The 26,527-nt window shown below is 62.5% G+C and carries 26 protein-coding genes; 12 read left to right on the forward strand and 14 right to left on the reverse strand.

Going from position 1 to position 26,527, the window contains the following annotated elements:
• Nucleotides 1-40 precede the first annotated feature (40 nt).
• Nucleotides 41-628 (forward strand): TetR/AcrR family transcriptional regulator, encoded by a 588-nt coding sequence (locus ACSQ3L_RS17140; protein WP_436161029.1) that lies wholly within the window; start codon nucleotides 41-43, stop codon nucleotides 626-628.
• Between the two features lie 82 nt (nucleotides 629-710).
• Nucleotides 711-1,889 (forward strand): NAD(P)/FAD-dependent oxidoreductase, encoded by a 1,179-nt coding sequence (locus ACSQ3L_RS17145; RefSeq protein WP_436161030.1) that lies wholly within the window; start codon nucleotides 711-713, stop codon nucleotides 1,887-1,889.
• Nucleotides 1,890-1,891: 2 nt separating this feature from the next.
• Here the strand turns inward: ACSQ3L_RS17145 and ACSQ3L_RS17150 are convergent, their stop codons facing one another.
• From ACSQ3L_RS17150 to ACSQ3L_RS17175, 6 genes are read right to left on the reverse strand one after another with little or no spacing between them, the layout of a single operon-like run.
• Nucleotides 1,892-2,299, reverse strand: a complete 408-nt coding sequence (locus tag ACSQ3L_RS17150; RefSeq protein ID WP_436161031.1) for a DUF1801 domain-containing protein — start codon at nucleotides 2,297-2,299, stop codon at nucleotides 1,892-1,894.
• A 32-nt stretch (nucleotides 2,300-2,331) separates the two neighbouring features.
• Complete coding sequence (locus ACSQ3L_RS17155) at nucleotides 2,332-2,724, reverse strand: VOC family protein (protein WP_436161032.1); 393 nt, start codon at nucleotides 2,722-2,724, stop codon at nucleotides 2,332-2,334.
• A gap of 29 nt (nucleotides 2,725-2,753) precedes the next feature.
• Nucleotides 2,754-3,191, reverse strand: a complete 438-nt coding sequence (locus ACSQ3L_RS17160) for a DUF1801 domain-containing protein (RefSeq protein WP_436161033.1) — start codon at nucleotides 3,189-3,191, stop codon at nucleotides 2,754-2,756.
• Between the two features lie 11 nt (nucleotides 3,192-3,202).
• Complete coding sequence (locus ACSQ3L_RS17165; protein WP_436161034.1) at nucleotides 3,203-3,421, reverse strand: hypothetical protein; 219 nt, start codon at nucleotides 3,419-3,421, stop codon at nucleotides 3,203-3,205.
• Between the two features lie 58 nt (nucleotides 3,422-3,479).
• Complete coding sequence (locus ACSQ3L_RS17170; RefSeq protein WP_436161035.1) at nucleotides 3,480-3,890, reverse strand: SRPBCC family protein; 411 nt, start codon at nucleotides 3,888-3,890, stop codon at nucleotides 3,480-3,482.
• Entirely contained in the window at nucleotides 3,887-4,210 is a 324-nt protein-coding gene (locus ACSQ3L_RS17175; RefSeq protein WP_436161036.1) for an ArsR/SmtB family transcription factor, read from the reverse strand. The genes ACSQ3L_RS17170 and ACSQ3L_RS17175 overlap by 4 nt, the downstream gene beginning before the upstream one ends.
• Nucleotides 4,211-4,550: 340 nt before the next feature.
• On the opposite strand from ACSQ3L_RS17175, the gene ACSQ3L_RS17180 reads away from it, so the two are divergent.
• The 3 genes from ACSQ3L_RS17180 to ACSQ3L_RS17190 all read left to right on the forward strand — a co-directional run bounded on the left by ACSQ3L_RS17180 (nucleotide 4,551) and on the right by ACSQ3L_RS17190 (nucleotide 7,747).
• Entirely contained in the window at nucleotides 4,551-5,111 is a 561-nt protein-coding gene (locus tag ACSQ3L_RS17180) for an RNA polymerase sigma factor (RefSeq protein WP_436161037.1), read from the forward strand.
• A gap of 2 nt (nucleotides 5,112-5,113) precedes the next feature.
• The gene (locus ACSQ3L_RS17185) at nucleotides 5,114-7,264 is read left to right on the forward strand and encodes a vWA domain-containing protein (protein WP_436161038.1); all 2,151 of its coding nucleotides are present in this window, start codon (nucleotides 5,114-5,116) and stop codon (nucleotides 7,262-7,264) included.
• A 213-nt stretch (nucleotides 7,265-7,477) separates the two neighbouring features.
• Nucleotides 7,478-7,747, forward strand: a complete 270-nt coding sequence (locus ACSQ3L_RS17190) for a hypothetical protein (protein WP_436161039.1) — start codon at nucleotides 7,478-7,480, stop codon at nucleotides 7,745-7,747.
• A gap of 15 nt (nucleotides 7,748-7,762) precedes the next feature.
• Here the strand turns inward: ACSQ3L_RS17190 and bmt are convergent, their stop codons facing one another.
• Complete coding sequence (gene bmt / locus ACSQ3L_RS17195; protein WP_436163467.1) at nucleotides 7,763-8,785, reverse strand: betaine--homocysteine S-methyltransferase; 1,023 nt, start codon at nucleotides 8,783-8,785, stop codon at nucleotides 7,763-7,765.
• 135 nt (nucleotides 8,786-8,920) lie between these two features.
• Complete coding sequence (locus ACSQ3L_RS17200; protein ID WP_292336579.1) at nucleotides 8,921-9,778, reverse strand: helix-turn-helix domain-containing protein; 858 nt, start codon at nucleotides 9,776-9,778, stop codon at nucleotides 8,921-8,923.
• Between the two features lie 229 nt (nucleotides 9,779-10,007).
• Between ACSQ3L_RS17200 and ACSQ3L_RS17205 the strand changes: the two genes are divergently transcribed.
• Nucleotides 10,008-11,018 carry a fatty acid desaturase gene (locus tag ACSQ3L_RS17205; protein WP_436161040.1) on the forward strand — a complete coding sequence of 337 codons (1,011 nt, stop codon included), beginning with the start codon at nucleotides 10,008-10,010 and terminating at the stop codon, nucleotides 11,016-11,018.
• 83 nt (nucleotides 11,019-11,101) lie between these two features.
• Entirely contained in the window at nucleotides 11,102-11,896 is a 795-nt protein-coding gene (locus ACSQ3L_RS17210) for a phosphate/phosphite/phosphonate ABC transporter substrate-binding protein (RefSeq protein WP_436161041.1), read from the forward strand.
• On the opposite strand, the gene ACSQ3L_RS17215 is transcribed toward ACSQ3L_RS17210, so the two are convergent.
• The 4 genes from ACSQ3L_RS17215 to ACSQ3L_RS17230 all read right to left on the reverse strand — a co-directional run bounded on the left by ACSQ3L_RS17215 (nucleotide 11,861) and on the right by ACSQ3L_RS17230 (nucleotide 17,993).
• Nucleotides 11,861-13,216 carry a M24 family metallopeptidase gene (locus ACSQ3L_RS17215; protein ID WP_436161042.1) on the reverse strand — a complete coding sequence of 452 codons (1,356 nt, stop codon included), beginning with the start codon at nucleotides 13,214-13,216 and terminating at the stop codon, nucleotides 11,861-11,863. The genes ACSQ3L_RS17210 and ACSQ3L_RS17215 overlap by 36 nt on opposite strands.
• A gap of 8 nt (nucleotides 13,217-13,224) precedes the next feature.
• Nucleotides 13,225-15,795, reverse strand: a complete 2,571-nt coding sequence (locus tag ACSQ3L_RS17220; protein WP_436161043.1) for a GcvT family protein — start codon at nucleotides 15,793-15,795, stop codon at nucleotides 13,225-13,227.
• Nucleotides 15,792-16,277: an endonuclease domain-containing protein gene (locus tag ACSQ3L_RS17225; protein ID WP_436163468.1), complete on the reverse strand. Its 486-nt coding sequence runs from the start codon at nucleotides 16,275-16,277 to the stop codon at nucleotides 15,792-15,794. Before ACSQ3L_RS17225 ends, ACSQ3L_RS17220 begins: the two co-directional genes overlap by 4 nt.
• Nucleotides 16,278-16,415: 138 nt before the next feature.
• Complete coding sequence (locus ACSQ3L_RS17230; RefSeq protein WP_436161044.1) at nucleotides 16,416-17,993, reverse strand: trimethylamine methyltransferase family protein; 1,578 nt, start codon at nucleotides 17,991-17,993, stop codon at nucleotides 16,416-16,418.
• A gap of 302 nt (nucleotides 17,994-18,295) precedes the next feature.
• Between ACSQ3L_RS17230 and ACSQ3L_RS17235 the strand changes: the two genes are divergently transcribed.
• The 5 genes from ACSQ3L_RS17235 (at nucleotide 18,296) to ACSQ3L_RS17255 (ending at nucleotide 24,078) form a co-directional block, all read left to right on the forward strand.
• Nucleotides 18,296-19,468: an MFS transporter gene (locus tag ACSQ3L_RS17235; protein WP_436161045.1), complete on the forward strand. Its 1,173-nt coding sequence runs from the start codon at nucleotides 18,296-18,298 to the stop codon at nucleotides 19,466-19,468.
• Nucleotides 19,469-19,539: 71 nt separating this feature from the next.
• A complete protein-coding gene (locus ACSQ3L_RS17240) occupies nucleotides 19,540-21,597 on the forward strand; it encodes a prolyl oligopeptidase family serine peptidase (RefSeq protein ID WP_436161046.1) in 2,058 nt (685 codons plus the stop codon).
• Between the two features lie 129 nt (nucleotides 21,598-21,726).
• On the forward strand, nucleotides 21,727-21,867 hold the full coding sequence (locus ACSQ3L_RS17245) for a capsid protein (RefSeq protein WP_292180666.1): 141 nt from the start codon (nucleotides 21,727-21,729) through the stop codon (nucleotides 21,865-21,867).
• Nucleotides 21,868-21,918: 51 nt separating this feature from the next.
• Nucleotides 21,919-23,298 carry an aspartate aminotransferase family protein gene (locus tag ACSQ3L_RS17250; protein ID WP_436161047.1) on the forward strand — a complete coding sequence of 460 codons (1,380 nt, stop codon included), beginning with the start codon at nucleotides 21,919-21,921 and terminating at the stop codon, nucleotides 23,296-23,298.
• A 135-nt stretch (nucleotides 23,299-23,433) separates the two neighbouring features.
• Nucleotides 23,434-24,078, forward strand: a complete 645-nt coding sequence (locus ACSQ3L_RS17255; protein WP_436163469.1) for a cytochrome c oxidase assembly factor Coa1 family protein — start codon at nucleotides 23,434-23,436, stop codon at nucleotides 24,076-24,078.
• Between the two features lie 303 nt (nucleotides 24,079-24,381).
• Here ACSQ3L_RS17255 and mmsB read toward each other — a convergent pair whose 3' ends face one another.
• Entirely contained in the window at nucleotides 24,382-25,266 is an 885-nt protein-coding gene (gene mmsB / locus ACSQ3L_RS17260) for a 3-hydroxyisobutyrate dehydrogenase (RefSeq protein ID WP_436161048.1), read from the reverse strand.
• 25 nt (nucleotides 25,267-25,291) lie between these two features.
• The gene (locus tag ACSQ3L_RS17265; RefSeq protein WP_436161049.1) at nucleotides 25,292-26,458 is read right to left on the reverse strand and encodes an isobutyryl-CoA dehydrogenase; all 1,167 of its coding nucleotides are present in this window, start codon (nucleotides 26,456-26,458) and stop codon (nucleotides 25,292-25,294) included.
• Nucleotides 26,459-26,527: the final 69 nt, after the last annotated feature.

A 26,527-nucleotide genomic window follows, 5' to 3' on the forward strand; every position in this document is an offset into this window, starting at 1 on the left:
ACAGCCTTGACAATTTGCCTACCAGAAGGTAGGCGGCGACATGAAATCAATGACTTCGACTTCGGAAAAAATTCTCGACGTCGCGCAGTCCCTGATCGTCGCGGGAGGCTATAACGGGTTCAGCTATGCCGATATCTCGGCTGCGATCGGCATCAGGAAGGCGAGCATCCACCATCACTTCCCGACGAAGGCCGAGCTGGTCTCGGTGCTGGTGGATCGCTACAGGCAGCAGGCCGAAACGGGTTTGGACTCTCTCCGAGGACAATTCTCAAGCCCTGCCGAACAATTGCAGTCCTACCTGAATTACTGGCGGACATGCATTCGCGATGCTTCGCCATCCTTTTGCGTCTGTGCGATGCTCGCTGGCGAGATGCAGATGCTGCCGGAAGAGGTCGCATCGCGCGTTCGTGCCCATTTCCATAGTCTCGCGGGATGGCTTACATCGGTGTTGCGGGCCGGAGTAGAGCAGGGCTTGTTCCGATTGAACAACCGACCGGAGGAGGAGGCCCAGATGCTGATGGCATCGGTTCACGGGGCAATGCTTTCTGCGAGGGCTTTCGGCGATCCCGGACTGTTCACCACAATCGTCACCCCCCAGATCACCAAGCTGCTGGGACGGGATTGCTAGAGAACTGTCGGGCCAAAGTGGTATCAGGCGGAACAAATGGCGCGGCCCCAGATGAGCCGGTCGAGCGGGAACGAACAGCCTGATGCAATCCCATGATGTCGTGATCGTCGGCGCCGGTGCAGCCGGAATGATGTGCGCCGTGGAGGCGGCCAAGCGCGGCCGTTCGGTGCTGATCCTCGATCATGCGGCGGCGCCTGGCGAGAAGATCCGCATCTCCGGCGGCGGCCGGTGCAACTTCACCAACATCCATGCCAGCCCGAAGAATTTTCTCTCGGGCAATCCGCATTTCTGCATTTCGGCACTCAGCCGCTACACGCAGCGCGATTTCATCGCCCTCGTCGAACGCCACCGCATCGCCTATCACGAGAAGACGCTTGGGCAGCTGTTCTGCGACGGCTCCGCACGCCAGATCATCGACATGCTGGTCTCGGAAATGCAGGGCAGGGGCGTGGAGCTGGTACTGTCGACTAGGGTTGAGGATGTCCGCAAAACCGTTGATGGGTTTGTGCTCGCCCTCTCCACGGGCACCGTCACTTGCCAATCCCTGGTCGTGGCCTGCGGCGGCAAGTCGATCCCCAAGATGGGGGCGACCGGCTTCGGCTACGAGCTTGCCGAACGGTTCGGCCTTGCCATTGCCGAAACGCGGCCGGCGCTGGTGCCGCTGACCTTCGATGCCAACACGCTGGAGCGGTTGGCGCCCCTGGCCGGCAACGCCGTCGACGCGGAAGTCGCCTGCGGCAAGACGCAGTTCTCCGAAGCGATGCTGTTCACGCATCGCGGCATCAGCGGACCGTCCATCCTGCAGATATCGTCCTATTGGCGCGAGGGCGATGAGATCCGCATCGCCATGCTGCCGGGGCTGGATGTGGCGGACCTCGTTCGTACCGCCAAGCGCGGCAATGGGCGACAAGCCGTGCAGACGGTGCTGGCAAATCACCTGCCGAAGCGGCTTGCACAGTCGATCGCCGAGCGAACCGGGATCGACGGCAACCTCGCCGATCTTTCCGATGCCCAGATCAAAACCGTTGTCGCGGCAGTCAATGACTGGCGCATCAAGCCCGCCGGCTCGGAGGGCTACCGCACCGCCGAAGTGACGCTTGGCGGTGTGGACACCAATGGCCTCGACCAGAAGACGATGCAGGCGAAATCCGTGCCGGGCCTGTTCGTCATCGGCGAAGTCGTCGATGTCACGGGCTGGCTGGGTGGCTACAATTTCCAGTGGGCGTGGTCGTCGGGCTGGGTTGCGGGCCAGGCGGCTTAGATTTACGCCCGTGGCTTCGCCCCAGTAGCCGCCGGCGCCTTCTTCTTCGATTTGGCCCGGTTGTAGTCGATGGCGGCATGGACGAGGTCTCTCAAGGCGCCCTTATCGAGCTTATCGCCCTCATGGATGTCGATTGCCCGCCACACCTTGCCGCCAAAACCGTTATTGAAGAGCTTGTCGGGGTCGGGCAGGCTGGCGCCATGGGAGAAGGTGAGTTTTATCTTGTCCTTGTGGGCGTTGCCGACCACGATGTTCCCGTCGAGGCACCAGACCGGGCTGCCCATCCACTTCCACTCCTCGACGATGTCCGAATCGGCTGCAAGGATGGCCTTGCGGATGCCGGCGAGCGTCTTGCCGCGCCAGTCTTTCAGGCCGGCGATCAACTGGTCGATCTGTTGCGATGGGGTCATTGGGGTGCCTTCCCTGCTTCAACCGCCGCCCGTTACCAGCGCGCCAGCTGGGTGATCTGAACGAGGTTGCCGCAGCCATCGTTCAATTGGGCGATGGTCGAGCCGGTCACCTCGGTCGGCGGCATGGTGAACGCGCCGCCCTTTGCCTTGATGCGCTCATAGTCGCCCTTGACGTCGTCGGTGAAGAACATGACCGCGGGTTGGCCCTGCTTGAAGATGGCTTCCTGATAGGTCTTGGCGGCCGGGTTGTCGTTGAGCGCGAGCTGCAGCTCGGTTCCGTCAGGTTCTTCCGCCGAGGCGACGGTCAGCCAGCGATAGGGTCCGTTGCTGAAATCGGCCTTTTTGGCGAAGCCCAGCACGTCGGTGTAGAAGCGCAGTGCGTTTTCCTGGTTGTCCACATACACGCTGGTCAGTTTGATCTTCATGGCAATTCCTCCTCTGTCGTATTCGATCGCTACGGGATCCAGCCGGGCAGCGCAGCCGCCTGCTTGATCCATTCCGCCATCCGCGCCTCGTCGAATTGGTCGTCTTCGCGGATGTCGATCCAGCGCACATCCTTGCTTTTCGCCGTGCCGCCGGGCGGTATCGGGCGCAGTGACATGCCGCTGAAGAAGGTCACTTTCACGTAGTGGGTGAAGACATGAAACGACACGAACCAGCCCTGGCCCTCGATGCCGTAGAATGGCGAGTTCCATCGCACGGCCTTGCGCACGTCAGGCACGTTGCACGCGATGAGCGCGTCGAGGCGCTCGCCCAGGCCGCGCTTCCAGCCCGGCATAGCCGCGATATACACCTGCACCGGGGCGTCGCCGTCACCCTTGGCGATTTGCGGGTTGCCGCCCGACAGCAGGACCGGTGCCGCTTTGGTCGATTGCCGCTGCGTCTTGGCCATTCTGCCCATTCCTACCCCGCGCGCTGCGCACCGCGTCCCTTGGCGGCATAGGGCAACACGAACATATACAGGCCACTGAACAGCAGCAGGAAGAGCGGCAGAAGCGGCGAGTAGACCACCCAGGCGGGAGGCTGCCCAAATGCCATGGTGGCGAAGTTGGCGACGACGGTCAGCGTGAAGATGATCGACAGCCAGCGATGAATTTGCCGGATCCACTTGTTCCAGTCCAATGAGACCTCCCGTTAAAACGAACCGAAGCGGATCATCGATCCACTTGCAGGCGGGTTTTCAATCCAGCCGCGCCAGGACATCCTCCAGGGCAGTAAAAAACCTCTGCCAGCCGACCGTGGCGCCGCGGTAATATGGCTGCTGATCCGAGCGGAAGCCGGTCTGCTCCATGCGCAGATGAGTTCCCGCGCTGGTAGCGGTCAGCGTCCAGGTCACCACACTCTCGAGATCCTTGGTATCCCAGGTATAGGAAAGTGTTTTGTTGGGCTCGACCGTCTGGACCTGGCAGTCGACGCCGCCCCAGTCCGCACTGAGATTGAAACGGTGGTCCACGACTGGCTTGAAGTTGTTTTTCATCAGCCACTCCTCGATCAGATGCGGTTGGGTCAGCGCACGCCAGATCTTCTCCGGTGGATAGGGGATCTCACGTTCGACGATGACGGAGCGCGTTTCGGTCGCAATGTTGGTCATTGGTCCATTCTTTTGAGCAAATTTTCGAGGTCGTCGAACCGGCTCTGCCAGAATGCGTTCATCTGGTTCGTCCAGTCAGTCAGTGGGGAAAGGGCCGCGAGTTGAGCGCTATAGTGGGTCTGCCTTCCTTCATGGCGGTCGCGCACCAGCCCGGCTTGCCTTAGAACGCCGAGATGCTTCGACACCGCCGGCTGCGAGACGCCCGACTGGGCCGTCAGGGCGCCGACGGTCTGTTCACCTTGCCGGCACAGGCGCTCGAAGATCGCCCGACGTGTCGGATCGGAGAGCGTTCTGAACAGGACATCATGGGGGTTGGTCATTTGGGATTGATAACCCAGTGGCTATTGATTGACGTATAACCGCCGAGATATGTGTGTGTCAAGCGGAAGCGTCGCAGGTCCCATGATAGGAATTTTTTCTTGACTCCGTGCCGTCAGCTATGGTACATATTTATCTATGGTGATGATTTGCGCCAGTGACCCGTCGCGCAGGCGGGTTTTTCATTTAATGCTCCGTCAGCCAACGCGCCGGCGAAGGCTCCTAAGGAACCCGTCAACCCAAGCTCGTAGCCCTGGTCGCTGGCCGCGATCCGGCCGTTTCCAAAAAAATCTTCCCATTGCCCCAAGGATTAGCCATTAGCCTTCGTCCAACAGGCAAATGATGGCGATGATGCTGGATGAGAGCGAAGCCTCCGACGCTGAACTGATCGGGCGGGCGAAGGGCGGAGACAGGGGGGCCTTCGGCACATTGCTGGAAAGGCACTATGACTTCGTCTATCGCGCCGCCTATCGCTGGAGCGGCAGGAAGGCCGATGCCGAAGACATCGCCCAGGAAGTCTGCGTCCGGCTGGGCAAGGCGATCCGCGACTATCGCGGCGGCGGCGCCTTCACGACATGGCTCTACTCCGTGACGATGAACGCCGCGCGCGACATGATGCGCAAGTCCGCTCGCGAGACGGTCAAGACCGAGGCCTACGGCGTCCATGCGCTGATCTCGGGTGAGGCGCCGGTCGAACCGGAAGATCCGGCCGAGGCGCTTTGGGCGGCGGTGCGGCAATTGCCGGACAAGCAGCGCGACGCGGTGCTTTTGGTCTATGGCGAAGGGGTGAGCCACGCGGCCGCCGCCGAGGCGATGGCGATCTCGGAGACGACGGTTTCCTGGCACATCCATGAAGCGAAGAAACGGCTGAAGACGCTCATGCGCTCGGCCGGGGAAGTGTGACCATGGTCGACGATAACGAACTCAAGAGACTGCGCGGCATCGCGGCACCGGTGCCGGGCGAGAGCGCGAAGGCACGTGCCTTTGAGGCCGCCATGCGCGCCTATGATCAGGAAAATATTTCCGCTGTCACCCAAGGATCGGTTGGCGGGCTTCGTCTTACAGAGCGAGCACAAAAGCTCTGGAGCGAAATCATGCAAAAGAAACTCATTGCCACGCCGGCCCTTGCCGGGCTCGTCGCCCTGCCGATCGCCGGATACGCCACCTTCCATCTGCTGAGGGAACAGCCGCCCAAATTCGGCGGCGACGAGAAGATCAGCGAGACGCTGGCCGATAAGCCGGCGACGGTGAAGCCGACGACCGCCGAGCCGAAGCCGGTTCGCAGCGAGCTTGAGAAGAACAAAAAGGCCGACGCGGATGTGGAAAACCGCGATGCGACCGATGCACTTGTGGCGCCAATCTCGCCGCCGAAATCTGAATCGACCGTTGCTGGCGGCGCGGCACAGCAGGAATCGGCGATTTCAAGTAGCGCTCCACAGCAGAATGCGCTGGGGCGCGGTATGCCGGCAGAGCCTGCACCACCGGCGCCGACGGGTGAATTTGCGCTGGATGGCACAGTGAGCGCGCCCGGCACCTCGGGGGTCGCTCGCATGACGGCCGAGTCGAAGCTGATAGCGCCGCAGCAGCCGTCGACCCTGCCGGCCGACCAGATGCAGCCGCAACCGGAAAACCGCGACCGCGTCGAGGATTTCAAGACCAATCCGGTGCATGCAGCACTCGAGGATCCCGTCTCGACCTTCTCGATCGACGTCGACACGGCCTCCTATTCCTTCGTGCGCAGTTCGCTGAAGCAAGGCTATCTGCCGCAGGCCGACACCGTGCGCGTCGAGGAGATGGTCAACTACTTCCCCTACGACTGGAAGGGGCCGGACTCGGCTTCGACGCCATTCAACTCGACCGTCAGCGTCATGCCGACGCCGTGGAACACGCAGACCAGGCTGATGCATGTCGCCATCAAGGGTTTTGACGTCAAGCCGACCGAGCAGCCGAAGGCCAATCTGGTCTTCCTGATCGACGTCTCGGGCTCGATGGACGAGCCGGACAAGCTGCCGTTGCTCAAGTCGGCTTTCCGGCTGCTGGTCAGCAGGCTGAAGGCCGACGACACCATCTCGATCGTCACCTATGCGGGTGACGCCGGCACAGTGCTAGAGCCGACCAAGGCGTCCGAAAAGGACAAAATTCTCAGTGCCATCGACAATCTGACGCCTGGCGGCAGCACGGCCGGCGAGGCGGGCATCAAGGAAGCCTACAGGTTGGCGCAAAAATCTTTCGTCAAGGATGGCGTCAATCGGGTGATGCTTGCCACCGACGGCGACTTCAACGTCGGCCAGAGCGACGACGATGACCTGAAGCGGCTGATCGAAAAGGAGCGCAAGACCGGTGTCTTCCTGTCGGTGTTCGGCTTCGGCCGCGGCAATCTGAACGACCAGATGATGCAGACCATCGCGCAGAACGGCAACGGCACCGCGGCCTATATCGACACGCTGGCCGAGGCCGAGAAGGTGCTGGTCGAGGACGCCTCTTCGACGCTGTTCACCATCGCCAAGGACGTGAAGATCCAGGTCGAGTTCAACCCGAACAAGGTCTCGGAATATCGCCTGATCGGCTACGAAACCCGCGCCTTGAACCGCGAGGATTTCAACAATGATCGCGTCGATGCCGGCGATATCGGCTCGGGCCACTCGGTCACCGCGATCTACGAGATCACGCCGAAGGGCAGCGGCGGCGAACAGATCGATCCGCTGCGCTATGGCCAGGCGTCGGTGGACAATGGCGGCGTCGCCAATGCGGACGAATATGCCTTCGTCAAGATCCGCTACAAGCTGCCCAATGAGGACGTCTCGAAGCTGATCACCACGCCGGTGACCTCGGCCAACGAGCTCTCGTCCTTCGACCAGGCCAGCACCGACCAGCGCTTCTCCGTCGCGGTCGCGGCCTTCGGCCAAAAACTGCGCGACGAGGATGCGACCGCGAAGTTCGGTTACGACAAGATCATGGAGATCGCCACTGCCGCTCGAGGAGCCGACCCGTTTGGGTACAGGTCCGAGTTCCTCTCGCTTGTGCGCCTTGCCTCGGCGCTGGGCGGTAACCGGTAGTGGTGATGACGGCCGTTTTCCTTCAGATGGGATCGTTCTGATACGGGGAAACCGGCCAACGGGCGGGTGAGGCAGGCCGGCGAGGGGTTCATTCCCTTGCCGGCCTTTTTTTGAGAATTTTCCGGGTCGTTAAATTGCGCCGCATTTCCGGTACCGGATCGCAACCCCCTCCTTGTTACACCGCCGAGTCTACGGGGCTTGAGGGACCGGGAATTGCAGATCAGGACTATCGCCAACTCGATACCCCCGGCGCGAGACGCTTCGGCGGCTTCGTCAGCACCATCAGCCGAGTCCAGGCGCATCAGCGACGATGTCGCGCAGGCGCGCCACACCGCCATGTCGGCACTGACCAACGACCGCTTCCGCATCATGCTGGAACAGATCACCGATCCCGGTGCTTCGGGCGCACTGATGACGATGCGCGGCGACAACGTCATCGACTTCAAGTCGGCGCAGTCGAGCTACGCCGACAGCAGCGAATAGTCCAAGACGATTGCCTTAGGCCCGGCTGCGGCGACGCTCGCGGCGGGCTTCGCTGGTCTCGGCGGTGTTTTCCGTCGCCACCTTGTTGCGCATCGGACCGATGCGCTCGACGATCTTTTCAACCGTCGGACGATCCGCCTTGGTATGCGCATCAAGCGCCTTGCGCATGGCGGCAAGGTGCTGGAACGAGGTGCCGCAGCAGCCGCCGATAATTTTGGCGCCGCCATCGACAGCGAGGCGCACATAATCGGCCATCAGTTCGGGTGTGCCGGAATAATGGATCTCGGTGCCGCGGAATTCGGGAATGCCGCAATTGCCCTTGACGATCACCGTCGCCTCCGGCTTCGCCTCGGTCATGTCGAGCAGCGAGGCCAGGATGTCGGACGCGCCGACACCGCAATTGGCACCGACGCCGAGCGGCGCCTGCGACAGGCCATCGGTGACGCCGTGGATGTCCTTCGGCAGCAGGCCCATCATGGTGCGGCCGGCGGTGTCGAAGGAACCGGTGTAGGTGTAGGGCAGGCCGACGCGGATGGCGGCTTCGGCGGCGGCGCGGATTTCGTCGGGAGCCGACATGGTCTCGATCCAGGCGACTTCGGCGCCGCCGGCCTTGAGGCCCTCGATCTGCTCTGCGAAGGCCTCGACCGCCTCGTCATAGGTCATGGCGCCGAGCGGCACCAGCAATTCGCCGGTGGGGCCGACCGAGCCGGCGACGATCACCTTGCGGCCGGCCTTGTCGGCGACGGCGCGCGCGAGCTCGGCGGCGCGCTTGTTCAGCGCGTGCACGCGGTCCTGCGCATGATGCAGCTTCAAGCGGTGACGGGTGCCGCCGAAGGAGTTGGTGAGGATGATGTCGGCGCCGGCATCGACGAAATTCTGGTGCAGGCTGGTGATGGTGTCGGGTGCCGTCTCGTTGAGCAGCTCGGGTGCCTCACCGGCCTCCAGACCCATGGCGAACAGATTGGTGCCGGTGGCGCCATCGGCCAGCAGCACGCCCTTTTCAGCCAGCAGCGCATCGATCGGGTTGGTGGTCGTCATCGGATTGGCTTTCATGTTTCGAATTCGAATAAGGATATAAAGAAGTCTTTATGTGTAGTCAACGAAATAGCTTTGGCGGAGTCGCCAACGCGGCCCCTTGGATCATCGCGCGGCGGTGATCTCGATTGCCAAAGCTCAGACAGTACCCGATGGGAACGACATGCCGGCCAGTCTGTGCGCGAAGCCTGCCGCCTCGTGTGCATTGATGTCGGCGGCGCGGATCAGATTGTCGAAATGCTGGATCAGCGTCTGGATCGGCTGGGTGGCATTGAGCACCAGATACATGTCGCCGACATAAATGGCGGCGCGATAGGGTCCGAAGATGGTGTAGGGGATCGAATAGCGCATCCGCCCGTCATAAAGAAACAGCCGGAAGGTCGGATAGAGGTCGTCGAGCAGCGTCGCCATGTGCAGCAACTGGGCGCGCCTGTCGGCTTCCGGGAAACGGTCCCAGACACCCAGCCCGCGTGCAAAGATCTCCAGCGTATGGCGCGGCATGCAGACTTCCATGTCGGTTTCTGGCCGCCTGTTGTAGTCGATGCGGTATTGGGTTTCGCCGGCCTGGGCGAGGCGGCTCTTGTTGGTGATGCCGGCTTCGTAGTCGACCAGCGCTTCGGTGCGCAGAAGGTCGGGAATGCCGGCCGGCACGTAGCGTATCTTGGTGCCGGCCGCCTCGGCATGCCATTTGGCCAGCAGCGTGCGATCGAAACCGTCCGGTGCCTCCTCGATTTCCAGGCTCTCGCGGATTTCACCGGTGAGACCCTCGTCCTGGCTGAGGCCGAGAAGCCAGTCGAGTGACACCTTGAACTCGGCGGCGATGTTGAGCAGCGTCTCCGCGCGGGGCAGGCGGGTCGAGGCGCCCGACAGCAGTTGCGACAGCGCCGAGCGGTCGATGCCGACCGCGGTCGCGAAGGCCGACTGGTTGAGGTCGGAGCGTGTCAAGAGCATTTTCAGGCGTTCGCGGAAGATCGTCGACAGGTCGCGCTTGTCCATGTCCAGGCTCCAGGCCGATTGAGGAAAAATTTGCGCCGAAGCCTCTGTGAACGTGCCTCAGGCGTAAATTAATCCCTAAGTTTGTTTACAATGTATAACATGTGCGGTCAAAAATGCGCAATCGCAACAGTTTGTGCACTTTGTCTCGTTGAGTGGAATCATTTCTCCTGACACAATGTTGTCAGGAGCCAATTGGGGCTCCGGCGACTGAGGGACAGTGGTCAATAGCATGACGAGCAAGAGCATCAGGCGACACGGCGTACCGGCCATCGAGTGGCCGACCGTGGTACTCGCTTTCTTCTGCTATGCAACATGGCTCGCCACCGGTTTCCTGCTCTGGCCATTCTACCCCGTCCTGGCGCTCGCCGTCCTGGCTTTCTCCGCCGCACTGCAATCGTCGATCATGCACGAAGTGCTGCACGGTCATCCGACACGCAACGCGCGGATCAACGAGGCTTTCGTGTTCCTGCCGATCGGTCTGGTCTGGCCATTCCGCCGCTTCAAGACCATCCATCTGCGCCATCACGCCGACGAGCGGCTGACCGATCCGCTGGACGATCCCGAAAGCTACTATCAGGCGCTCTGGCAGCACGACGGATTGCCGCCGACGATGAAATTCCTGCTCAAGGTCAACAACACCATGGCCGGCCGTTTCGTGCTCGGCCCCTGGCTGTCCTGCATCGGCTTCTTCATCGACGATGCCAGGCACATGATTGCCGGCGACAAGGCGATCCGTAAAGCATGGCTATTGCATGCGATCGGGCTTGCGATCGTGCTGCCCATCGTCCAGTTCGGCTTCGGCATTCCGCTATGGCTTTACATCCTGGTGCCGGTCTGGCTCGGTCAATCGCTGATATCGATCCGCACCTTCGCCGAACATCAATGGTCGGAACATCCGGAAGGTCGCACGGTGATCGTCGAGCGCTCGCCGCTGTCGTTCCTGTTCCTCAACAACAATTTGCACTTCGTCCACCACAAGACTCCGACTGTAGCCTGGTACAAGCTGCCCAAGCTGTTTCGCGACCGCCGTGAGGAATGGCTGCGGATGAACAACGGCTATGCCTATCCGAACTATTTCGCGCTGATCAAAGCCTATGCCTTCAAGGCGAAGGAGCCGATCGTGCACCCGGTGCTGCGGCGTGCGCCGGAGCTGGGCAGGGCCTTCAAGCCGCGCATCAGGGCGCGCAGCATCAGCGGCCTTGGCAGTGCGCCGGTCCCCGCCGAGCCGCCCAAGGAATGAGTTTTTGCGGCAGCCATGTGCTGCCTGCTAGACTGGCTGCGGTCGGTTCCCTTCAATCCCGGGCATAGTGGTCAGACTTTGACATGAGCGAACTGGTTGCGGCGTTGCCGATGTATGACTGGCCCGAAGTGCGCGACGAGGTCGACGCACAATGGGCGCGGTTGCGCGATGCCTTCCGTAAAAAGGGTATCGATGCGCCGCAAACCCTGGTGCGCCGCAATGGTGACCTGCCGCCGGTGCCGCGCGCGCCCGACTTGGCGACATTGCCGGACGAACTCGATTTTCACAGACTGTGGCTGCACCCGGCGCTGCTTTTCGCGCAGACCTGCTGGGGGCCGATGGAACTCGGCCTGTCCAGCCATGTGCAGGTGGTCAGCCAGCCGAGCTACGATGCCTATGAGGGCGGGCAGGGTGAGTTCTACTCCAGCGCCATCGTCATGCCAGCGGATGGCGCGCCGTCGGTTGTCGCGCCAGATGATGGCCGCCCGCTGATCCAGCTCGATCGCATTCGCGGCAAGCGCTTCACCTTCAACGATCTCGATTCCATGTCCGGCCTGATCGGCTTGAAGCGCGACCTTGAGGCGATGGGCGAAAGTCTGGACATCTTTGCATCGCGCAGCGAAAGCGGCGGGCACCGTTCCTCGATCGTCGCAATTGCAGAAGGCAAGGCCGATATAGCTGCCATCGACTGCGAGAGCTGGGTGCTGGCGCAGCGCTTCGAGCCCGCGGCTCGGAAAGTAAGGGTCGTCGGCTGGACAGGATGGCGCAAGGGCCTGCCCTACATCACCGCCGCAACGACGCCGGAAAAGACGGTGACCGCGCTGCGCGAAGCGCTTGCCGGCCTAGCCGAGCAGCCTCGCATCCAACGGGTAGGTTGAAAGCTTCTCGTTGCCGGTCTTGGTGATCAGGATCTGTTCCTCGATCTTGACGCCTTCGCGCCCGCCAAGCCGGCCGATATAGCTTTCCACGCACAGCACCATGCCTGGTTCCAGCAGTCCGTCCGGCGTATCCGATGTCCAGTCGCTGGCATGCGGCAAGGTCGGGTATTCGTCCGCCAGCCCGACGCCGTGGTAGAGCACGCCGTAGCGGGTCGGGAAACAGTCTCCGGGCGGCACAGCCGAGCGTTCGACGAGGTCGCGAAACGAGATGCCGGGTTGCATCAGTTCGGTGTTGTGGGTGATCTGGTCCGCGGCGATGCGGAACAGGTCACGCTGTTCATTGGTCGGCTTTGCATCACCGCACAGCCATGTGCGCGACAGGTCGGCGCAGAAGCCGTAGGGGCCGATCAGGTCGGTGTCGAAAGCGACAAGGTCGCCTGATTCAATCTTGCGCGACGAGCACTCCTGGAACCATGGATTGGTGCGCGGACCTGACGTCAGCAATCGGGTCTCGATCCATTCGCCGCCGCGCGCGATGTTGCCGCGATGCAGTTCGGCCCACAATTCGTTTTCGGAGATGCCCGGCCTCAGGACTTGCTCCATCTCACCCATCGCCGCCTCGCAAGTGACGACGGCGCGGCGCATGGCGAGGATTTCGTCCGGTGATTTGATGAGCCGCGAATTTTCCATCACCGCTTCGCCATTGCCGATCGACACACCGAGACGGGCCAGTTCTTCGACGCCTTCCGGATCGATATGGTCGACGGCGATGCGGCTGTTGCCGCCGCCATGTTCCCTGACCAGATCAGCGATGCCGGCGGCCCAGCGACGGACCTTTTGCTCCGTTAGCTCGCCGCTATAGAGATACATCCACGATACCGCCGGCTGCACTTCGTCGACGACGCCGGAATGGTCGGACAGGTGCTCGCAGGAAAAGTAATCGAACAGCACCACCGGCCCCTCGGTGGCGACAAAACAATGCCGCGTCGGATTGTGGGCCACCCATTGCTGCATGTTGGTGCTGTCGGTGGCGTAGCGGATGTTGACGGGATCGTAGAGCAGGGCGCCGGCATAGCCGCGCCGCTTCAACTCGGCGCGAATACGCTCAAGTCGGTATTTTCGCATCGCCGGCAGATCGGGCGAGGCAATCCCTGCCGCGGCCCATTCAGCATCAGCTTGGGCGCCATAACCCAGCACATGCTGGTTAAGCGAAGCCGCCTTCCGGCGGGAGGCGTCGCGCAGGGCCTCTATCGAGCCCGGCTCGAACGGCATGATCTTGCGATGCCGGCCAAAGCTGCCCTTCGGCGCTGCGCTGTCCATGGTCGAACTCAGGTCCGCATCTTCTCGCCGCTCGGGTCGAAGGGCGCTTCGACATTAATGCGGGCCGGGCGCCTGTGTCCGAGGATCTCGATCTCGAACAGTCCGGCACTTTCGTCCTCGGCAAGTGCTGCGGGGACGTAGCCTTGCGCCATCGACTTCTGCACATAATGCGCATAGCCGCCTGACGTGACCCAGCCGACCACGCGCCAATCGCCGTCGACGATGCCGCGCACGGCGGAAGCGCCTTCGGCCGCCTTAGAGCCACGTATTTCCTTGCCGCCCTTGTCGAAGCGCGGCGCGCCGTAGCCATGCGGCTTTTCCACCGTGCCGTAGTCCTTGCTGACCTTGGCCCAGATCGGTTCGTCGCCCATGACGTCGGCGTCGGCAGCATCGACGATGAAGGAGACGCGGCGCAGTTTCGGTCCTTCCGCGTGCTCCTTGGCTGCAGCTTCGCGGCCGATGAAATCGTTCTTCTCCAGCTTGATGAAGCGATCCATCGCGCCTTCGAACGGTCCGTAGATCGGCCGCAGCTCACGAAACCAGGTCGGAAAGTTCTTTTCCAGGCGCATGGAGAGCAGAGCGCGCATGCCGAAATCGACCAGGCCGAACTCCTCGCCGGCATCCTTGATCGCACTATAGACAAGGCGCTCGTAAGCCGGCGCCATCCATATCTCGTAGCCGAGATCGCCGGTGTAGGTGATGCGGTTGACCAGGCACGGTGCGCCGCCGACGGCCATCTCGCGGAAATCCATGAAGCGGAAGGATTTGGTCGAGATGTCGACATCGACGAGCTTTTGCAGCAGGTCCCGCGACTTCGGCCCGGCGATCGACAGGCCGACCAGCGTCTGGTCGAAGCGGTGGATGCGCACCGAACCGTCCTTCGGCAGGTGCTTCTCGAACCAGCGCATGTGGTATTTCTGCGCGGCCGACGAGCCCCAGATCATGAAGCGGTCTTCTGCCGCCTTGGCGATGGTGAAATCGCCGATCAGCTTGCCGAATTCGTTGAGCATCGGCGTCAGCACGATGCGACCCGTCTTCGGCATGCGGTTGGTCATCAGCCGGTTGAGGAAATCTTCCGCACCCGGTCCCGACACTTCGTATTTGGCGAAGTTGGCGATCTCGGTGACGCCGACGCGCTCGCGCGTGGCGCGTACTTCCTCGCCGATCGGGCCAAAATCGTTGGAGCGATGGAAGGAGACAATGTCCTTCGCCTCCTTGCCTTTCGGCGCGAACCAGAGCGGCGTCTCAAGTCCCCAGCTGTCGCCCATGACGGCATTGTTGGCCAGCATCGTGTCGTAGAGCGGCGTCGTCTGCGCCGGGCGTGCCGCCGGCAGTTCCTCATTGGGGAAGCGGATGGAGAAGCGGCGCGAGTAGTTTTCCCGGACCTTGGCGTTGGTGTAGCGCAGGCCGGCCCATTCGCCGAAGCGGGTGACATCCATGCCCCAGACGTCGAAGCCGGGATCGCCATGCACCATCCAGTTGGACAGCGCCAAGCCGACGCCGCCGCCCTGGCTGAAGCCGGCCATGACCGCGCAGGCGCACCAGAAATTGGTCAGGCCCTGAACCGGGCCGACCAGCGGGTTGCCGTCGAGCGCGAAGGTGAAGGGTCCGTTGATGATCTGCTTGATGCCGGCCTTCTCGATGCCGGGGAAATGCTTGAAGCCGATTTCCAGCGACGGCGCGATGCGGTCGAGGTCGGGCGGCAGCAATTCGTGGCCGAAATCCCAGGGCGTGTTGACCGGCGACCACGGCTTGCAGGCTTTCTCATAGGTGCCGAGCAGGATGCCGTTGCGCTCCTGGCGGGTGTAAATCTCGCCCTTGAAGTCGAGCACGCCGATCATTTCGCGGCCGGTCGACTTGTTGAATTCCTCGACCTCCGGCATCGGCTCGGTGAGCAGATACATATGCTCCATGGCCAGCACCGGCAGTTCGACGCCGACCATACGGCCGATCTCGCGCGCCCACAGGCCACCGCAATTGACGACATGCTCGGCGTGAACCGTGCCCTGTTCGGTGACGACGTTCCAGGTGCCGTCGACCTCTTGCGTCAGTTCGACGACGCGGTTGCGCAGCACGATCTCGGCGCCTAGCTTTTTCGCCGCCTTTGAATAGGCGATGGTGGTGCCGGACGGATCGAGATGGCCTTCGACCGGGTCCCACATGGCGCCGACGAAGTTGGTCTCGTCCATCAGCGGGAACATCGCCTTGGCCTCGGACGGCGTGATCAGCTCGGTGTCCATGCCGAGATAGCGGCCCTTGGCGTGGGCGAGGCGCAGGAAATCCATGCGCTCGGGCGTATCGGCCATCATCACGCCGCCGGTCAGGTGCAGCGAGCAGGACTGGCCGGAAATTTCCTCGATCTCCTTGTAGAGTTGCACCGTATAGGCCTGCAGCTTGGCGACGTTGGGGTCGCCGTTCAGCGTGTGGAAGCCGCCCGCCGCATGCCAGGACGAGCCCGAGGTGAGTTCCGAGCGCTCGATCAGCATGATGTCGGTCCAGCCGGCCTTGGCCAGATGATAGAGAACCGAGCAGCCGACGACGCCGCCGCCGATGACAACCGCTTTTACATGAGATTTCATCTAGATAGATCCGTTTTTGAAGAGATTGAATCGAATGAGTGAGGCGTGAAGACAAAGCGGAGATCGGATACGGCGATGTTTTCAGCCAGCCTGCCATCAAGCGCGGCAAGGATGGTTTCACAGACGGAAGTACGGCCTTTCAGGACGTCATGGCTCCAAAGACGCAGGATCGAATAGCCTTCGGCGGGCATGAAATCGTCGCGGCGGCGGTCATAGGAACTGCCGGCGTGCTGGTGTCCGTCGATTTCCACGACAAGCCATTTTTCGCGGCAGGCGAAGTCTGCGTAGTATGGTCCGATAAAGAACTGTCGCGTGAACTTGTAGCCGCCAAGTTTGCGGGCTTTTAACTCAAGCCAAAGCAGCGCTTCGGCCTGGTTGTCACCTTGCCTGAGTTTTCTGGCTCGCTGGGTGGTACCCGTTTTGCGGCGGCTGCGCGTTGCGGGGCGGGCTTCCCCCACTCCGTCGCCGCTTCGCGGCGCCACCTCTCCCCCCTCCGGAGGGAGAGGAAGGGCGCCAGCCTTCATAAGCTCGCGCCTTTCCTCTCCCCCGTCGATCGGGGGAGAGGTGTCGAGCGCAGCTCGACGGAGTGGGGGTCGACTGTTCATCAACAATACTGACGATCAAAAATCGGTTGGCGCGCCGCCCTCGGACCGCCGCTTGGCGACGAAGGCGTTGAGTTCCTCGCGGATGGCCGGGTCCATATAGGGCTCTTCGTAGGAAGCGAGCCGTTCCTTCCAGACTTTATTGGCCTTTTCGAGCGCCGTCGGCGAGCCGGCTTCCGCCCAGGTCTCGTAATTGCGCCAGTCGGAGAGGATCGGCGAGTAGAAGGCGGTCTTGTAGCGGTCCTGGGTGTGCTGTGTGCCGAAGAAATGGCCGCCGGGACCGACCGACTGGATGGCGTCGAAGCCGAGTGCCTCGTCGGAAAGGTCGAGTGGGGTCAGGAATTCGGCCACCATCTGCAGCAGATCGATGTCCAGAATGGTCTTCTCGTAGGAGCAGCGCAGGCCGCCCTCGAGCCAGCCGGCGGCATGCATCATCAGATTGCCGCCACCCTGGATGGCGCCCCACAGCGAGAACACGCTTTCGTAGGCCGCCTGCGCGTCGACTGTGTTGGCGGCGCAGGTGTTGGAGGTGCGGTAGGGGATGTTGTAGCGGCGGGCAAGCTGCCCCCCGACGAGCTGCGCCTTCATGTATTCCGGCGTGCCGAAGGCCGGCGAACCGGACTTCATGTCGACATTGGAGGTGAAGCCGCCATAGCCGACGGGCGCGCCCTTGCGCACCATCTGGGCGAAGGCGATGCCGGACAGCGCCTCGGCGTTCTGTTGCACCAGCGCGCCGGCGATGGTGACCGGCGCCATGGCACCCGACAGGGTGAACGGTGTCACGACGACGACCTGGCCCTTGCTCGACATCTGGATGATGCCTTCCATCATCGGCACATCGAGCTTGAGCGGCGAATTGGTGTTGATGATGGTGAAGACTGATGGCTCTTCGAGCAGTTGCTCGTGGCTGATGCCGCGCGCGATGCGGGCGATCTCGATGCCGTCGACATTGCGCTCCTTGCCCAGCGAATAGATATGGAACACCTTGTCGGTGAGCACGCTGAGATCGCGAATGCATTCGAGGTGGCGAACGGATGGATGGATATCGGTAGGCTCGACCGGATAGCCGCCCGTGCAGTTCAGGATGTTGTGCATCTGAGCGAGCTTGAGGAAGTTGCGATAGTCCTGCTGGTTGCCGGGCCGACGGCCGCGATCGATGTCGGAGCAGTTGGGCGCCGACGCCATCATCGAGATGATCACATTGTTGCCGCCGAAGCGCACATTGTGCGCCGGGTTGCGGGCATGGATGGTGAACTCCGACGGGCAGTGCGACACCAGTTCCAGGATCATGTCGCTGTCGAAGCGCACCCGCTCGCTGCCGTCGCGCACGTCGGCGCCATGCGCCTTCATGATGCGGCGGGCCTCGTCATGCAGAACGTCGACGCCGATTTCCCTGAGCACGCGCAGAGAGGCGAGATGGATCGATTCCAGCTCGTCGTCCGAAACCAGCCTAGTCGGCGTCAGCGGGTTTTTCAGCTGCCGGAATGCCGGCTGTTCGAACGCGGCCGAGCCGCCGGCGCGCTTTCCGGCGCGGCCGCCGCGACGGGCGCGGTCGGTGGCCAATGCCGGCTCTGAGGGTTGTAGGGCGGCGGTCATGATGGTCCTCGTAGGATGCGATAACGGGCGGCATAATGGACCGGCGACTGTTCTGCCATTGCGGAGGCGGCGACCACTAGGGCTAGGGAAGCGACATGCCCGCTCGGGCTACCAGTCGTGATCGCCGCGCTCGACGCCGCACTGGTGATGTTTGCTCTGGATCGGTCATCCGTACGCCGCGCTTCCCGACAAGCCCAGCCTCCTGACAGGCATTGTCTGGAGCAAGCGGTTTTCGCCTGCCAGGGGCTTACCACCGCGTGACTCAATCGCTAATCCTGCAGCCTCCGATAGCGGTGCGCACAATGAACCTGGTGGAATCGAACGACGACGAGACGATGCAATGGGCAGCGATCACCGGTGTGATCGCCACGGTCTCGGTGTTCGCCATCGCGCAAGGCCTGTCCTATCCGCTGTTGAGCTTCATCCTGCAGCGGCAGGGCGTTTCGCCGGCGATGATCGGCCTGTCGGCGGCGATGACGCCGATCGGCTTCATCCTGTCGTCGCCATCGATTCCGGCGCTGGCGCGGCGGTTTGGGGCAGGGCGCACGGCACTTACCTGTGCGGCTCTTTCGGCTGTCGTGCTGGCGCTGATCGGCTGGACGCAGAATGTGTATCTGTGGTTTCCGCTGCGCTTCCTGATCGGCGTGGTGACCAACCCGCTCTATGTGCTGAGCGAGATCTGGGTGATCGCGCTGGCGCCGCCGGCGCGGCGCGGCCGCGTCATGGGCGTCTATTCGACGATCATCTCGGCGGGATTCGCCACCGGGCCGCTGTGCCTGCTTGCTGTCGGCACGGAAGGCTGGCCGCCGTTTCTGGTCGGCATTTTCGCCTTCGTGCTGTGCGGCATCTGCCTGGCCTCGGTGCTCCCGCGCTTGCCCAAGGTCGACGAGGCCGGGCATCGGCTCTCGGTCCTTGGCTTCGTGCAGCTGGCGTGGCTGCTTTTGTTTGCCGTCATCGTGGCCGCCGGTTTCGAACAGGGCGTGCTGGCGCTGCTGCCAGTTTACGGCACCCATCACGGCATCACCGAAACCCGCATGTCGGCGCTGCTGTCGGTGATGATCGCCGGCAACATCGCCATGCAGGTGCCGCTCGGCCTTTTGGCGGAAAGGCTTTCCGCGCGCCTTGTGCAGCTTGCCTGCGTCTCGATCACCGTGCTCGGTTGCGTGCTGCTTCCGCTGCTGATCCAGACACCAATGATCTGGCCGATGATCTTCGTCTGGGGCGCGGCGTCCTACGGCATCTACACCATGTCGATCATCGAGCTCGGCGAGCGCTTCACCGGCTCTGCACTGGTCGCCGGTAATGCCGCCTTTTCGCTGATGTGGGGCGTCGGCGGTATCGCCGTGCCGCCGCTGGCCGGCGGCGCCATGGATATTCTGGGCGCCGGCGGCCTGCCGATCACGCTTGGCCTGTTGTGTCTGGCGCTGGCCATTGCGAGCTTGGTTGGTCGGCGGAAAGCCTCAATCGTGCGCTGAAAATATTGAATATCGGACACTTAATATCGATGTTGGCAGTGCCAAAAAGCGACGCGTTTATCGGAGGCCTCATGAACAAGCCCGCCACCGCCCCTTCGACCGACGATCCATTCCTGTGGCTGGAAGACAGGACAGCCAAGCAATCATTGGACTGGGTTCATCGCCAGAACCAGGTCACGGTCGGCGAGCTGCAGGGTGATCCGTCCTATCAGGCGTCGTTCCAGACCGCGCTCGACCTGATGACGGCCGAGGACAATATCGCGGTCGGTTCCGCGCTGAAGGGCCATGTCTACAATTTCTGGCAGGACAAGACCAATGTGCTCGGCCTCTGGCGCCGCACGACGGTCGCTTCCTACAAGACCGAGAAGCCCGACTGGGAAACGATCATCGACTTCGACCAGCTTGCGGCGAAGGAGGGGATCAAATGGGTGTTCGGCGGCGCCAGCCGGCTCTATCCCGACTTCAACCTCTGCCTGGTCTCGATGTCGCCCGATGGCGGCGACGCCAGCGAGATGCGCGAATTCGACATCGAAACCAAATCGTTCGTAGAAGATGGGTTTCACGCGCGGGCGTCCAAGTCTGGTTTCAGCTGGCTGGACAAGGACACGGTCATTGTTTCGGCCGCCTTTGAAGAGGTCGACAAGACCGAGTCCGGTTATCCGCGTGTCATCAAGCTGTGGAAGCGTGGCACCAAGCTGGAAGACGCGACACCGATCTTCGAGGCGCAGAAAGAGGATCTCGCCGTCGGTGCCGCAGTCGAGTACGACGGTGACAGGCGATATCTGATCCTCGCTCGGACGCTCAATTTCTTCGCCTCGCACATCTTCCTGCGGCTGTCGTCCGGCGAGAACAGACAGCTGCCGCTGCCCGACGACGTGACCGACACCGCGATCTTCAGGGATCAGCTCGTCTTCGGCGTGCGCAGCCCGTGGACGGCGCCCGACGGCACGGTGTGCAAGCCTGACGGCCTCTATTCGTTGGATCTGGCGCACTGGGTAGAGACCGGCGCGCTCGGACCAGTGGAAACCTTGTTCGAGCCGGCATATCGGGTGTCCATCGCCGGCACTGCCCGCACGCAGGACCGGCTGTTCATCAACCTGATGGACAATGTGCGCGGCAAGGTCGTCGTCTGCGAGCGCAAGGACGGCGGTTGGTCGCGGAAACCGGTCGCGCTGCCTGAAAATGGCAATGTCGGCATCAGCCATGCCGAGCAGTTCGGCTCCAGCGTTTCCTTCTCCTTCACCGATTTCCTGACGCCAAGCTCGATCATCTGGTCTGACGACAATGGCGAGACGCTGGCCACCGTGAAGTCGCAGCCGGCGCGTTTCGATGCCTCGCCGCTGATCTCGGAACAGTTCGAGGCACGCTCCAAGGACGGCACGATGATCCCCTATTTCGTCGTCAGGCGGCGCGACCAGAAGGGTCCCGTGCCGACGCTGCTCTATGGCTATGGCGGTTTCGAAGTGCCGCTTCTGCCAGGCTATGCCGGCGTGCGTGGCCGGCTGTGGCTGGAGAAGGGCAATGCCTATGTGCAGGCGTGCATCCGCGGCGGCGGCGAGTTCGGCCCAGCCTGGCACCAGGCGGCGCTCAAGGGCAATCGCCAGAACGGCTTCGACGATTTCGCCGCGGTCGCGCAGGACGTCGTTCGACGCGGGATTGCGACAGCAGCCTCGCTCGGCATCCAGGGCGGTTCGAATGGCGGGCTGCTGACCGGTGTCTCGCTAACGCAACGCCCTGAACTCTTCGGCGCCGTCATCATCGAGGTGCCGCTGCTCGACATGCTGCGCTACACGCAATTGCCTCCCGGCGCCTCGTGGATGGCCGAATATGGCGATCCGTCGAAACCGGAAGACGTGGTTTGGCTTTCGGCCTACTCGCCCTACCAGCATGTCGACGCTGGCGCCGCCTATCCGCCGGTGCTGCTGACGACGTCGACCGCTGACGACCGCGTCCACCCCGGCCATGCCCGCAAGATGGCCGCCCGCCTGCAGGAAGCCGGCCATGCACGCACGCTGTTCTTCGAGGAAACCGAAGGCGGGCATGGCGGCCGCGGCGACCGCCGGCCGCAGGCGGCGCAGACGGCGATGAAGTATGTCTTCCTGCAGAGGGCGCTGACAGCCAAGGCCTAGACTCATTCTGTCATGGGCCAAGCAAAGGGTGGTTCACCTCGACCAGCCTTTGCTGTTCTCTTGTTTTGACGCAATTCCGGACAGAAAACCGTTTCACACTTTTCCTGGAATTGCTCTATGGTGCCGGCCATGGCTCTCGAAGGGACATTGGCTGGCGCATTTGGTCTTCGCGCGTTGCGGGTCGCGGTGACACCGTCGCCGCGCACGCTGCGCGCCGAGCTTTTGCGGCTGTGCGCCCGCATCGGCTACTCGCCACCTCTCTGCCTCTGACGCATTCGCCCCGGCTTTGGCCGGATAGAATCCAGAGGAAAGATCACATCCATGACCTACCAGAATTATTCGCTGAAGCAGCTTCAGCAGATCGATGCCGCGCATCATCTGCATCCGTTCACCGACCACAAGGAAATGCGCGAGGCCGGCTCGCGCATCATCACCCACGCCAACGGGCCGTTCATCTACGATTCCGAAGGGAGTGAAATCCTCGACGGCATGGCCGGGCTGTGGTGCGTCAACATCGGCTATGGCCGTGACGAGCTGGCCGAGGCTGCCTATGCCCAGATGAAGGAACTGCCTTACTACAACTCCTTCTTCAAATGCTCGACGCCGACGCCGGTGCTGCTGTCCAAGAAACTGGCGGAGATCGCACCGAAGCACGTCAACCAGGTGTTTTACGGTTCGTCCGGTTCGGAAGCCAACGACACGGCGCTGCGCCTCGTGCGCCACTACTGGGTGCTGGAGGGCAAGCCCGAGAAGAACCGCATCATCTCGCGCAAGATGGCCTATCACGGCTCGACCGTTGCCGGCACCTCGCTCGGCGGCATGGATGGCATGCACAAACAGCTCAACGGCGCGGTGCCCAACATCGTCCATGTGATGATGCCCTATGCCTATGAGCTGGCGCTGCCCGGCGAGAGCGATCATGATTTCGGCTTGCGCGCGGCCGGGGCTGTCGAGGATGCGATCCTCGAGGCCGGCGCTGACAAGGTCGCGGCCTTCATCGGCGAACCGGTGATGGGAGCGGGCGGCGTCAAGATACCGCCGGTCAGCTATTGGCCGGAAGTGCAGCGCATTTGCCGCAAATACGATGTCTTGCTGATGCTGGACGAGGTCATCACCGGCTATGGCCGCACCGGCGAATGGTTTGCCGCGCAGACGCTCGGCATCGAGCCCGACACGATCACCACGGCCAAGGCGCTGACCTCGGGCTATCAGCCGCTGTCGGCGTTGCTGGTCGGCGACCGCATCGCCTCGACGCTGGTCGAGAAGGGCGGCGAGTTCAATCACGGCTACACCTATTCCGGCCATCCGGTGGCCTGTGCCGTGGCGCTGAAGAACCTCGAGATCATCGAGCGCGAAGGGCTGGTCGACCGTGTCAGGAACGACACCGGCCCTTATTTCGCCAAGGCCTTGCAGGAGCGCATTGCCGGGCATGATCTGGTCGGCGAGGTGCGTTCGATCGGGCTGATGGGCGCCATCGAGATCGTCAAGGACAAGGCGACCAAGGAGCGGTTTCTGCCGGCTGGAAGTGCGGCGGTGACGGTGCGCGACCACGCGATCGCGAATGGCATGATGCTGCGTGCCACCGGCGACACGATGATCCTGTCGCCGCCTCTGATCTGGACCCGTGATACGATCGATATGGCCTGCGAGCGCATCTCAAAGGCGCTGGATCTGGCGCAAGCCGACCTGCGCAAGCGGTGAGGGTATGGTCGGGCGTCCCGCGATCGAGACGCCCGACTGTTCATGAATCCTGTGCCGGCCTCGGGCCGGCCGAGGGTTCCGGTCGTCAGCGGTATCGGCTACAACCCGCCGAGGCAGTTCGCCGAAGGGGACATCATGGCCGGACAACCGCTCAACCAGCCCGCCGAAATTCCAGCCGAGCTCGACCGCTGGAACTGGGGCGCCTTCTTCCTCAACTGGATCTGGGGTATCGGCAACAGCACCTTCATCGCGCTGCTGGCGCTGATCCCGGTCGTCAACATCATCATGATCATCGTGCTTGGCGCGCGTGGCAGCCGCTGGGCCTGGCGGAACCGCGCCTGGCGCGATGCGGAACAGTTTCGCAAGACGCAGCGCAACTGGGCGATCGCGGGCCTTGCCGTCTGGGTGGTCGGGATCGGCGGCTGTGCGACGATGGTCGGCAGCATCCCCTACGTCCTGAAAGGCAGCGATGCCTATCACATGACGATGGACAGGCTTCGCGCCGACGACCGCGTCAAGGCCGCGCTGGGTGATGATGTGGCCGACAGTTTCTGGATCGGTGGTCATCTCAATGTCAATGCGAATGGGGCTGGCGACGCCCAGTTCAGCATTCCGGTCCACGGCGCCAAGGGCAAGGGCACGGCCTACTCGACCGCTGTCCGCACTGCCGGCACGTGGGGCCTGCGCCTGCTGGTCGTCAGGGTCGAGGGAGCCGATGTGCCGATCGTGCTGATCAACGAAGATCATGTCCCGATCCCGAATGCGGCAATCGGAATATAAAACCAAACTGCGCTGATAAATCGGCTAAAACGCAAAAACCGCGCTCCATCGGGAACGCGGCTTTGCCAAATACGCATGGCGCTTCGCTACGCAAACACTTTGCGAAACTTACGGGCGCTTGTCGAAACTTACGGGCTCCGGTACGCGAGACCTGATCCGGAGCGCCGGGCGGATGAGATATGTCCGCCTCGCAATCCGTTTTATAGGGACATCGTTACCGCGGAGTTATCGAGAGCTTAAGCAAATCTAAATTTGCATCTTTTCTGCCGAAGGAAATCGGAAAAAGATCGCCAAATCAGTTGGTTACGCAGGGTTGCCGCGCAGAAAATTAATTATGCCGGAAAAGTCGGTGGCGCCATTTCCCTGAGCGTTGAACAAGGCATAGAGCTGGGCTGCTTCGGCACCAAGCGGCGTTACCGCACCGGCATTTTGCGCGGCTTCCTGCGACAACCTCAGGTCTTTCAGCATCAGGGCTGCTGCAAATCCTGGGTTGTAACCCCTGTTTGCGGGCGAAGTCGGTACCGGGCCAGGCACCGGGCAATAGGAGGTCAAGGACCAGCACTGGCCGGAGGAGGTCGAGGCGACGTCGAACAGCGCCTGATGCGACAGGCCGAGCTTTTCCGCCAGAACAAAGGCCTCGGCGACGCCGATCATCGAAATGCCGAGGATCATGTTGTTGCAGATCTTTGCCGCCTGGCCGGCGCCGTCGCCGCCGCAATGGACGATGCGGCCAGCCATCGGCTTCAGGATCGGCTCGGCGGCAGCGAAGGCCTCATCGGAGCCTCCGGCCATGAAGGTCAACGTGCCGGCCGCGGCACCCCCGGTGCCGCCAGAGACGGGCGCGTCGATGGACAGCAACCCGTGTTTGGCGGCAATGGCGTGCGCCTTGCGCGCCGACTCGACGTCGATGGTCGAGGAATCGATGAATAGCGCGCCCTTTTTCGCCTTGTGGGCAATGTCTTCATAGACCGACAGCACATGCTTGCCCGCAGGCAGCATGGTGATTACCACGCTAGCATCCTTCACCGCGGCCGGCCCATTGGCCATGATGACGACGCCATGCTCGCGCGCGACGGTAAGGTTTTCCGGCACCAGGTCGAAGCCGTGCACGGCATGCCCCGCCTTGACCAGGTTGGCAGCCATTGGGTTGCCCATATTGCCAAGGCCGATGAAGGCGATCGTCGTCATTATTTGTCTCCCAGAGTTGCTGGCTTCAACGGCCAATCAACGCCCGCGCGATGATGACGCGCATGATCTCGTTGGTGCCTTCGAGGATCTGGTGTACCCGCAGGTCCCGCACCAGCTTCTCGATGCCATAATCGTGCAGATAGCCGTAGCCGCCGAGCAGTTGCAGGGCGTCGTTGGCGACATTGAAGCCGGTGTCGGTGACGAAGCGCTTGGCCATCGCCGACCATTTACCGGCATCCGCCGCCTTGCGGTCCAGTTTCGAGGCGGCGGCATAAAGGAAGATGCGCGCCGCCTGCAGCTCGGTCTCCATGTCGGCCAGCCTGAACTGCAAAGCCTGGAACTGGTTGATCTTCGAGCCGAAAGCCTTGCGCTCGGCGGTGTAGGCGAGCGCCTTGTCGAGCGCCGACTGCGCGCCGCCCAGCGAGCAGGCGGCAATGTTCAGCCGGCCACCGTCGAGCCCGGCCATGGCAATGCCGAAGCCGGCACCTTCGCCGGACAAAAGGTTTTCCGCCGGCACCTTGCAATCCTCGAAAATGACCTGGCGGGTCGACTGCATGTGCCAGCCCATCTTGTGCTCATTGGCGCCGAAGGAAAGGCCCGGCGCATCTCTGGGCACGACGATGGTGGAAATGCCTTTCGGCCCTTCAGTGCCGGTGCGCACCATGACGGCATAGACATCGCTGTCGCCGGCACCAGAGATGAACTGCTTGGTGCCGTTCAGCACATAGTCGCCGCCGCTCTGGACAGCGCGCGTTTTCAGCGCCGCGGCATCGGAGCCGGAACCGGGCTCGGTCAGGCAATAGCTCGCAAGCCATTCCATCGAAGTGAGTTTCGGCAGGAAGCGCTGGCGCTGCTCGTCATTGCCGAAACGGTCGATCATCGAGGCCACCATGTTGTGGATCGAGATGAACGACGAAAAGGCCGGATCGGCGTGCGCAAGCGCCTCGAAGATCAGAACGGCATCGAGCCGGCCGAGCGCGGAACCGCCGACATCGTCCCTGATATAAATGCCACCGAGGCCGAGCGGGCCGGTCTCGCGGATCACATCGGCAGGGAAATGCTTGTTGCGGTCCCAGTCGAGTGCGTTCGGCGCAACTCGGTCGGCGGCGAATGCCTGCGCCATCTCCTGGATGGCGCGCTGTTCCTCGTTGAGTTCGAACTGGCTGGTGCTCGCATCGACCGCGGCGTCCATGGCGTGCTCCCTGTGTGCTGGCCAGCTAGCCGCTGGCCTGTCGTTTTTGGCTTTGCGCGCGCACCAATC

Source organism: Mesorhizobium sp. LjRoot246 (assembly GCF_964254115.1).
GTDB lineage: Bacteria > Pseudomonadota > Alphaproteobacteria > Rhizobiales > Rhizobiaceae > Mesorhizobium.